At 46.6% G+C, this 9,101-nt stretch carries 10 protein-coding genes and 2 pseudogenes; 4 read left to right on the forward strand and 8 right to left on the reverse strand.

The window, feature by feature from the left end; genetic code table 11:
- Positions 1-6: 6 nt before the first annotated feature.
- From ACJ8IL_RS23675 to ACJ8IL_RS23685, 3 genes are read right to left on the reverse strand one after another with little or no spacing between them, the layout of a single operon-like run.
- Positions 7-426, reverse strand: a complete 420-nt coding sequence (locus tag ACJ8IL_RS23675) for a putative T6SS immunity periplasmic lipoprotein (protein WP_442516892.1) — start codon at positions 424-426, stop codon at positions 7-9.
- A gap of 12 nt (positions 427-438) precedes the next feature.
- The gene (locus ACJ8IL_RS23680; protein ID WP_442516893.1) at positions 439-864 is read right to left on the reverse strand and encodes a putative T6SS immunity periplasmic lipoprotein; all 426 of its coding nucleotides are present in this window, start codon (positions 862-864) and stop codon (positions 439-441) included.
- Positions 865-875: 11 nt separating this feature from the next.
- The gene (locus tag ACJ8IL_RS23685; protein ID WP_170852945.1) at positions 876-1,409 is read right to left on the reverse strand and encodes a type IV secretion protein Rhs; all 534 of its coding nucleotides are present in this window, start codon (positions 1,407-1,409) and stop codon (positions 876-878) included.
- Positions 1,410-1,811: 402 nt separating this feature from the next.
- On the opposite strand from ACJ8IL_RS23685, the pseudogene ACJ8IL_RS23690 reads away from it, so the two are divergent.
- The 4 genes and pseudogenes from ACJ8IL_RS23690 to ACJ8IL_RS23705 form a co-directional block, all read left to right on the forward strand.
- A pseudogene (locus ACJ8IL_RS23690) lies at positions 1,812-1,862 on the forward strand (hypothetical protein); the annotation flags it as partial.
- Positions 1,863-1,955: 93 nt separating this feature from the next.
- Entirely contained in the window at positions 1,956-2,255 is a 300-nt protein-coding gene (locus ACJ8IL_RS23695) for a hypothetical protein (protein ID WP_442516897.1), read from the forward strand.
- Positions 2,256-2,479: 224 nt separating this feature from the next.
- Positions 2,480-3,082: a hypothetical protein gene (locus ACJ8IL_RS23700; protein ID WP_442516894.1), complete on the forward strand. Its 603-nt coding sequence runs from the start codon at positions 2,480-2,482 to the stop codon at positions 3,080-3,082.
- A gap of 46 nt (positions 3,083-3,128) precedes the next feature.
- On the forward strand, positions 3,129-3,587 hold the full coding sequence (locus ACJ8IL_RS23705; RefSeq protein ID WP_442516895.1) for an HNH endonuclease: 459 nt from the start codon (positions 3,129-3,131) through the stop codon (positions 3,585-3,587).
- A 276-nt stretch (positions 3,588-3,863) separates the two neighbouring features.
- On the opposite strand, the gene ACJ8IL_RS23710 is transcribed toward ACJ8IL_RS23705, so the two are convergent.
- The 5 genes and pseudogenes from ACJ8IL_RS23710 to ACJ8IL_RS23730 all read right to left on the reverse strand — a co-directional run.
- A complete protein-coding gene (locus ACJ8IL_RS23710; RefSeq protein WP_089181613.1) occupies positions 3,864-4,244 on the reverse strand; it encodes a putative T6SS immunity periplasmic lipoprotein in 381 nt (126 codons plus the stop codon).
- Positions 4,241-4,765: a type IV secretion protein Rhs gene (locus tag ACJ8IL_RS23715; protein WP_089181612.1), complete on the reverse strand. Its 525-nt coding sequence runs from the start codon at positions 4,763-4,765 to the stop codon at positions 4,241-4,243. Before ACJ8IL_RS23715 ends, ACJ8IL_RS23710 begins: the two co-directional genes overlap by 4 nt.
- 407 nt (positions 4,766-5,172) lie before the next feature.
- Positions 5,173-6,489: an McrC family protein gene (locus ACJ8IL_RS23720; RefSeq protein ID WP_089181611.1), complete on the reverse strand. Its 1,317-nt coding sequence runs from the start codon at positions 6,487-6,489 to the stop codon at positions 5,173-5,175.
- The gene (locus ACJ8IL_RS23725; RefSeq protein WP_442516896.1) at positions 6,486-8,549 is read right to left on the reverse strand and encodes an AAA family ATPase; all 2,064 of its coding nucleotides are present in this window, start codon (positions 8,547-8,549) and stop codon (positions 6,486-6,488) included. Before ACJ8IL_RS23725 ends, ACJ8IL_RS23720 begins: the two co-directional genes overlap by 4 nt.
- A gap of 138 nt (positions 8,550-8,687) precedes the next feature.
- Positions 8,688-8,870 (reverse strand): annotated as a pseudogene (locus ACJ8IL_RS23730) (IS256 family transposase); the annotation flags it as partial.
- Positions 8,871-9,101 lie beyond the last annotated feature (231 nt).

Genomic DNA, 9,101 nt, shown 5'->3' on the forward strand with positions numbered 1-9,101 from the left:
GTGAGATTAGCGTGGGGGACGGAGGACTTCCAACCTAAGTTGATTGCCTTCCTGCCGCACAGCAAATTCGGCGACGAATTCACGCGCAGAGGGAAACTCGCCCGCCTGCTGTTTGTTGAGGGAGACCAGCTTCGCGGAGAAATGGTATTGCTGCCCCGGCGTAAATACGTAGCCCTCATCAGGGACGCACTGATTGGGGGCGATAGCCCGCAGCGGCTCGAAGAATTTGAATGTGCGGTTCTGCGTCTCATCCAATTGGTATATCGAAATACCCGCGAGCTTTTCGTCTCCCTGCGACTGAACGGTGATGCATACTTTGCCCTCACGCAGGTTGGCGGTGGCGGGATAGTCTACGGGGATGCGATCGCCTATCGACGGACAGCCGGCGAGCAGGAAAGGGAATGCGAGGGGGAAAATCCGTTTCATTTTGTCTCTGCGTTATCTGCTGCCCTGTGTGATATTTTCAATTTCGTAAGCGCCGTTGAGCTTTATCACTTTGAAGTGGGCAATAAAGGCCCTGCCGGAAACATCCTGCAGGTTTCTGCGCTTCTCAATCGGCACAAAATTTAGCCTCATGCTATAGGTATGATTTTCCTGAAATGGGTAATCGTTCTGCGTAACGCAAATGCCCTTTTTAAGATCCTGATTCCCCACCTCAATCAATTTCTCATCCGTATCACCGCGGAGATAGAGCGTATCTTGCCTCTCGTTTTCCTTTGGTGACGGAGAAATGCAAATATCGCCATTCGCTTTAGCATGGGCGGTGATAGGGATATCCGGCGCATAGCGCTGATCGAGACGGTCGCCAATGCAGGCGCTTAGCAAGGTCACACCAACAACGGCACAGAACAATCTCGCCTTCATAATCAATCCTCTTACTTGTAAGGAAAACCGACTAACACTTTCTCATATTTTTCTTTTACTTTTCTCACATCGGCATAGTCATTACCGCTATAAGTCACTTCCTTGCCGAAGCGATTTCTCCAAACAGCATAACCTGAAGAGGTCAACAAATGATAATCAGCAACGATCTGAGCCTGTTGCTCCATAGCGTAGTTCTTTAGATGTTTGGATCCATCCAGTTCATAACTGTAATTTGCCAACCAACTGTAGAGGCCTCGAGTCTTAACCCACATACCACGCTGGTATTGCCAAACATGAACCATTTCATGGATGAAAAGATGTTTATGACTATACCCTTCCTTTGAGAAATCGGGCACGTACCAGTCCCTAAAATACAACTCACCATTGGGGGACATCGCAGTGTTTCGATTTTGCAAGCCAAAGGGGAAATAGCTATCGTGATGAACCCAGACTTTCCCATAAATAATTGAACCACCAAACACCGACTTCGCAAGGCCGATCTCCCCGGAGGTTAATAGTCTTAAAGCCCCCTCTTTCTTTTCCATCGTGGTGCATCCCTGTCATTATTTAAAAAAAGCTCACTGCCGCGAGCACTAACAAAGAGGTTAATAGTAGCACTCAAGGTACGCAGAATAAATATTCAACAATTATTTTTACATTCATTCACTCCAACGTATTTCGTGACAACAAAATTCACAGATTTAATAATTCATTTAGCAAATGAATTATCCTAACTGATTAGCCTGAATTAAAATTTAATAACTGCGATCTGCATTCCAACCTCATGAGTAAACAGCCTGTAATTCCATACAGCTTATTTTTTTCCTTTTACTGATAACGTTATAGTTTTTCTGCTGCGGCAAAATCCGTAGCCGGAGTTAGCGTTCCGAACACTTACACAAGGCAGCATTATGTATATAATGTTGGGGCTTTAAACATCCAGAATTATGGTGGCCCAAGTGGGGGCTTCGCAAGAAGCGCCGGTTTCCTTCGTGTCCGGTAACGCTAACTCCGCTTGGGCTACCGCCATGGGTTTAGCGTCTCATGTGGTAGTACGCATACTACACACTAAGGATAAAGACACATGGAAAATGTCGCTCACCGAAAACACCACAAGTACCCTCACCCTTTATCGCCAACTGTTTAACCACCTCGATCTCAGCGCTTTTAACCCTTCAGAACTTTTAGACCTGGCCGCCCTCTCTGCCGAACAGGCGGAAGGTCTGTGCCACGGCCTGATGCTGTTCGGCCATTTACTGCAAAAGCACCCGCAGTTGGATACCGAAGACTGGGAGCAAATGAATCGCTATCTCAACGCTACAGCGCACCTGGTTCCTGCGCTGTGTAACCTTTATGGTCGGGCGTTGCGGGAGATGGAAGCCTGCGACTAACGTAAATGGCAATTAGGGCGATGCTCATCGCCCACCCACGATTTCCAATAGATCTGACTGACATATCACAACAAAAACATTCATCAAGGTAGGCATTTCCTCCCCTACCTGGCATAGTTAACGCATTCGGTAAATCGATGAGTTAACTGCTGGGTATTGATGCATACTGCTCCCGTCAGCAAGCACATTGCTCAGAGTCTGCTCGGTAATGTGAGGACGTGGTTTTGGCAACTGCAATAGAGGCGTTATCTTCAAAAGAATCCGTTTTAAAAGCCATCGAAGAATATAAAAAAATTGGCCGAGATGAATTCTTAAAACAACATAAAATTAAGAGATTTAAAAAAAACACCCTTCTTTATAATGGCGAGAAGTACGATATACGAGGCATTGCCGCTAGGGCATACAGTGAGCAGCATGGTTATCCGTTTAAGGGAATCAACGCCGATAGAGGAACGGAAAAAGCCATCCAATTTCTCAAAGGCCTCGGTTTTGAGATCGTCGAAACGCCACATCCTTTTGACTATTTAACCGAAGGTAAACTCTACACACGCAAAGCACTTATCGAGCTCTACGGCGGGCAGCTGCAAGGCGGTATCTGGACCCCACGGGAATTTCCGGTGATCTTTATCTTCACCGGAGAAAGCGGCGAAACCTACGGCTATAAAGATGGATGGACACCCGAAGGCAGCTTCTCTTATACGGGAGAAGGCCAAAAAGGTGATATGGAATTTATTCGAGGCAATAAATCCATCCGCGATCATAAAAAAGACGGCAAAGACATCTTCCTATTCGAAGACAAAAGGCGTTCGCTATCTTGGCATGTTTGAGTGCGATTCTTGGGATCATATTCAGTGCTTAGATTTCGAAAATAACATGCGCCAAGGCATTACCTTTAACTTGTTTAAAGTCTCATCACTGCACGCCGTTGAAGAAGAAGCAGAAACCGATGAAGCCGATACGCAGACAGAAACGCTCGAACAGTTGCGCAAGAAGGCACTGCAGTCCTCAAAGCAATCGGGCCAGCGCCAACAGAGCGACAGCAAAAAATCCTGGTTCAAACGCAGCGAAGACGTAAAAAAATACGTGCTCAAGCGCGCCAATGGCATCTGCGAAGCCTGCGATCAGCCAGCACCGTTCAAGAAAAGGAACGGCGAGCCCTACCTCGAACCCCACCACACAAAGCGCCTAGCCGACGAAGGCCCCGATCACCCGCAGTGGGTGGGTGCCATCTGCCCAACTTGCCATCGCCGGATTCATAGTGGGATGGATGGGAAAGAGGTGAACAAGAAGCTGATGGTGAAGTTGGAGTTGAAAGAGGCCGATTTCATATAGATTAAACGCATAGAAAATAATTCTCCTATGTCACTTACATGGATATAGGAGGGTTATTTTTCATTAAAAAACCTATTTTGTCTTCTGAAGCATTACTTTCGCTTAATAGAGGATAGACCTATCATACATCGAGTAACCAGAGATAAAAAGAGGAATAAATAGTAAGAGGAGTTTTTTCATAGTGGCAGCCCTATGCTTCCCATTACAGATTGTAATTTCTATAGAATTAATAAATTACTCTCATGATAATATTTAGTTAAAACATCTCATTGCAATCTAATCGGGCTTCAACATAATACTTTTACCTTTCTTCATCACAACAAAACTGGTTCGATATGAATTCAGCGGTGTTCTTACCAACACTGTGTATCCTTCACCGGCGATAAAATTAAACTCACCGATACCTGGTACACACTTTTTGGCTTCCAACGTTATCGGGCTGTAAGCATATGATTTTTCATATACGTAGTCATCGCCTCCTTGTTTCCAGATGGCAATATTCAGTATAGATTCGTTTTTTACGATATCGTTCTCATTAAAAAAGACGCAGACTTTACCATCTACGATCTTACTTTGTACTTGATAGAGATTAAACCTGTCACCGGTTGGGCAACCTGAGATAAAAAGAGGAAGAAGAAGGAATAAATATTTTCTCATAATGGCAGCCCTGCGCTTCTGATTATGGGGTGAAATTGTGACAATGTCCTTCTGTCCACTATCCCGATGAGTTTCCTGTTTGGCAAGCGGAAGAAGGTATTCGCCCCATATCTCTTGAGAATGAAATAGTCCGCAATTATCGATGCCTGCTGTTCCATGCTGTAGTAGCGCAGCAAAGGTTGATCAAGCCGATATTGATAGCTCACTGCCCAACTGAGAAGCCCACGGGTGCGTACCCACATGCCCTTCTGGTGCTGCCAAACGTGTGCCATCTCATGAATGAAAAGATGCTGAGCTTCAGGATCCTGGCTCGCATAATCTCTTTCATAGAGTGACCTACGAAAGTAAAGCTCCCCATTCGGGCTCATCGCCGTGTACTGATTCTGCAGCCCAAACGGCAGGTAGCTGTCGCAGTGAACCAACACGCTCTGATAGAAAATGGTGCTGCCAAACACCGAGCGTGCCAGATTGACTTCGCCCGGCGTTAACGCCCGCGTGATCCCTTCCTGTTGTGGCTCCATCCGGGAACTCCTTGATCTGAAAGGGTTCAATGAAAAACCATTTTAGCCTTTAAGGTCAATCAGATAGGCCTTAGGAAAGCATCAGGAAGATCCGGTTTTTACTGAAATGGGAAATACGTCAATACAGAGTGAAAATAGGCAGGCAGTTACAGCAGGCAGATTCCAGACACAAAAAACCACCTTTCGGTGGCTTCTTGTTCGCGCGGTACTTAATGGTGCGAAGGCCGGACTCGCATATAACAGACAACATACTGATATAATTATTGTTTATAAATAGTCGCGTATAATTATACCCGCACTTGTACCCACAAGTTAAAATCCGTACAAAAAATAGACGCCACAGGCGGGTAAGATATCATACTAGTACAGCACCAATATACCTAACCGTATGTAAGAGAATAACACTTTTAAATCAATGTTTTCCCATCAGGGAAACGCAGACCAGAACTTTGCAAACTTTCGCCAATGAAAAATGGCACAACCCATAAACGCAGCGGGTTATCCTTTTGATGGTTGAATTCATATGGATGAGGTAATGGCTGACTAAAACCCTCATGCGAAGGATAAATCAGCAGCATATCTCCTATTCCCTCCTGATAGTTCACACCGTAAGCCAGCATCTGGTAGAGGTCAGCCTGCGACTGTTCGAGCGTCGCCTTTCCGCTATCCACCATTTTCCATTTAACATCACAAATCATCGTCTGCTCCCAATTCTCCCCACGAGGCCGTAGATGGATATCAGGTCTAAGCTTAAATAATCCGTTGCCGTTGAGACGAACCAAGGTGTGTGAATCCACCTGTGCCTCCACGTGCCAGTTATCGTCATAACGATGACGCATCCACGCAGTCACAAAAGACTCAAATACAGCTTCCATTGGAAAGAGCAGTGAAATGGCGTTGGCGTCGCCCTGCATGCAGTGAGGCGACTGCCCCATCAAAATCAGCCGCGCCCAGGCTAAGGCAAGTTCATAGTGACGCATATGTCGGTCGAGATGTACCTGGTCGAAGGCGATGCGGGCATCACCAACAGGCGCAATATCCTCAAAGTGCACCTGCAAAGAGTTAACTTGTAGTAGTAGCTGCGGGTTACTGATCTGACGGCGGATTTTATCGATGGCAGTTTTCAGTATCCGGTTTTCCAGACGTTCGGCGCTGTAATCGTCAAACTCCACCTGAAAGCGATCCCGACGCACACAGTTTTTGCTTAATTGAGCGGAGACCCGTAACTTCCCTTTCATCCAGGGCAGATTGTCCTGCTGGTGTAAATAGTCACGCTTTAGACCCTGGCGCACAATCTGCTGTACGCTATCGACAAACTGCTGAATAAACACATCCATCAGCGGCATCTTTGAGGTTCGGACTCTGGATGCTGAAGTGGCTATATGGCGAAATGATTTTAGCGTGCGTAGCATCATCAAAAGCTGCTGACGTGCGATATCAATGTTATCATCACGCCGCCCCGTTTTTGGCAACACTTCAATAAACGCATTACCCGGAAGAGAGATAACACCAGCATAGTTTTTTACCTGCAGCGTTTTTACGCCCCCCCGACTTCCAAGGGTGAGCAGACGGTGAGTGTTATCCGCGTCATCTTTCAGGCAACGTTGCTCAAGCCACTCAAACAGCTGCAGAGGCAGAGAAACCGCATTATTTATGCGGCCACTGTCTTTGTCGCTAATCAGGTGCCCATATTCGAAGACGGTAAAGTCCTTACGTGACTTCATTCCCCACTCACCGGGTTACCTTTATGTGGCGCATAAATTTGTTGCCAGGCGAGCGGATTATCCCAAACCTTGTCGTCCTCAGGGGCTAGATGGAAACTGGCACCTATATCATGCAGATCTTCAGTTCCGTTATTGCCAAAAAGATCGGCAAACTGTTTCTGGTCTTTCACCTCGCACACGAACTGTAGCTGCGGGTTTCCGCTTTTCTGATTGTCGCCCAACACCATACGAATTTTTTGCCAGTCGTTGTAGAAGTACTCCTCCAACAGAGGCAGCACCTTGTTTCGCATGATCCGCTTGAGCCTTTCAAATGCCAGGTCTTCGTCCTCTTTTACCTGAACTACTGGGATGAAAAAGGCATGGCCAAGTGTATGTTCTCTGTCGTACAGCACCTCAATGCGGTCATTCAAGGTCTGCAGTAAACGTGGCAGATCAATACCTTTGACAACAGTTTCTTTCAGAACCGTGATATCCGGCAGCATCGCTTCAAACTCGAATCGGCGACGCAGGGCGGTATCCAGTGCGGTGAGCGAGCGGTCAGCAGTGTTCATGGTGCCGATTAAATAGAGATTATTCGGTACGCTGAACGAGCTGGAAGAGTAAGGCAGCATCACGCTAAGCGCCTCCGGTTCCCCGGCACGTTTAGAGGTTTCTATCAGGGTGATCAGTTCGCCGAAGATTTTGGAGATGTTGCCACGGTTAATCTCGTCAATAATCAGAACGTAGTTTTGCCGTTTTTCAGATACAGATTCCTGTGGGTTGGAAGGCAAACCTTCCTGTTTAATGAGGTAATTAAGGATACTACGTACATATGAAGGATTGTGTACCTTTGCCTGAGGGTTTTGGTAAACCAGACTGATATTCTTGAGGTAAGCATTGTAGCCCTGCCCTAAATCCTCTTTTTTTGATTGCGACGGGAAGATACCAAAGGTGGTCTGGCTCTTGTAAGCCAGTTGGAAGGCTTTGCCCTGCAGCGTTTCAAGGGTAATGCTTCCACTTTCAGATAAACGTTCTTGTAGGCGGGCAAGCGCCTCGTCAAGCTTCTGCTGAACACCGGCGTGACCAAAAGCAGCATCTTCACAAATTTGCTTAAAAATGCCCGCTTTGATTTCGTAGCGTACATTACCATCATCGGTGGTCTCTGCTCTTAGCCCTTCGATAAACTCTTCATAGCCAAAACTCTGATGGAAGGTGATAAAGCGCACCCGCTTTTCAGCAATCAGGCGGTCATAAATCTTTTTCAGCTCACGGCGTTTTTCGTTCTCCTCTTTGCCTTCCTGCAGCGAGTAGGCTGCTGGTTCGCAGGCGCGTACGGCTAGCTCGATGGTACGGTAAGTTTTACCGGTACCTGGAGGTCCATAGAGGATAGTATTTTTTGGCAGTTGCGGGGTGGTAAGCTCCTCGTCTTGCTCGTCCTCCGGCAAGGCAGTCTCACTACCGATTAACGCAATATCATTCTTCTTCTGTATCACCTGCGTGTAGAGATGCCAGAGCGACATATTCAGTTCGATAGGATCGACATCATCGCCCAATGCTCGGTGCAACGCTTTCTTGAGATCAAGGTTGCGAGCGAACCACTCCTGAGCCTCAGAAAGGCCTAGTTGAAAATGGTTATTGCAATAGTTGTAACTGCTGAAAAAGTTGCTGACATTCACGACGTTGGTAATTTTCGACGGGTAGAACGCAGCAAAAGCGCGATGGCAAAGTGCCCAATACACTTTGTTTAATATCCCGTCTGTTTTAAGTTTAACAAGGCGATTAATCACCCGGTCATAGTTCTCCTGCGTACACTCCTCTGCCATCTGACGGGTGAGAGCGAGCAGCTGTTTTTGCGCCATTTCGAATTCTAACTGGGACATACCACCCTGCCTGAGGCTGGAAATGCCATTACTACGTTCGTACCAAATCTGCCGAATCGTCTCAGCAGAGAAGTTGGGCTTTTCAGCTTGGATCTGTTCTACAAGTTGGCGATAGTGCTTGCCCCAGTTTGGGTTGTATTGATTGTTTTTTGCGATATGAGAACGAAAGAAAGGGGCCAATGCCGACGAATCCTGAACCATCACATACTCCGTGTGTAGGGTAATTTAAAATTGGGATACTCGCATCTTATCGAATTAATCTGAAGTTCGTCACTGCCTGTTCAGGGGAGGCAGCGAAAAATTCGAGAGCGTTCAGAATTCTGTGTTACGTTAAAAATTCTACAGCGTCATCACATTACTCATTCGCCCCTCAAAATAAATGGCTAACTGCGACAATGTCAAATTCCAGTCCTGGATGGGCATTGTCCATTTCTCCTGTGCGTTCATCAGTCACAGATAAAGCAGCTTCAACAAACTGTTTTCATTTGGGAAAGCCCCTTTGGTTTTGGTCAGTTTCCTGAACTAGCTGGACTGACCCCACGCTCGTAACAACGTAGTAGCCCTCCTGTGCAGTCGATCAAACAGGAAAAGTGTCTGACTCTACTGACGCCGAACGCCACCCCAAACAATGCCTTGACCTGCCCCCAGGATTAGATACAACCTTCAGTTAGTAATGTCGGTTGGTTTTTCTTCATATTTCCTGTTTCGCCAGTCCGTTGCGAATTCAGCTGGTGTCTGGTAATCCAGTGATGA

Origin of the sequence: Serratia sp. CY47444, assembly GCF_052168635.1 — a bacterium.
Lineage (GTDB): Bacteria > Pseudomonadota > Gammaproteobacteria > Enterobacterales > Enterobacteriaceae > Serratia > Serratia bockelmannii.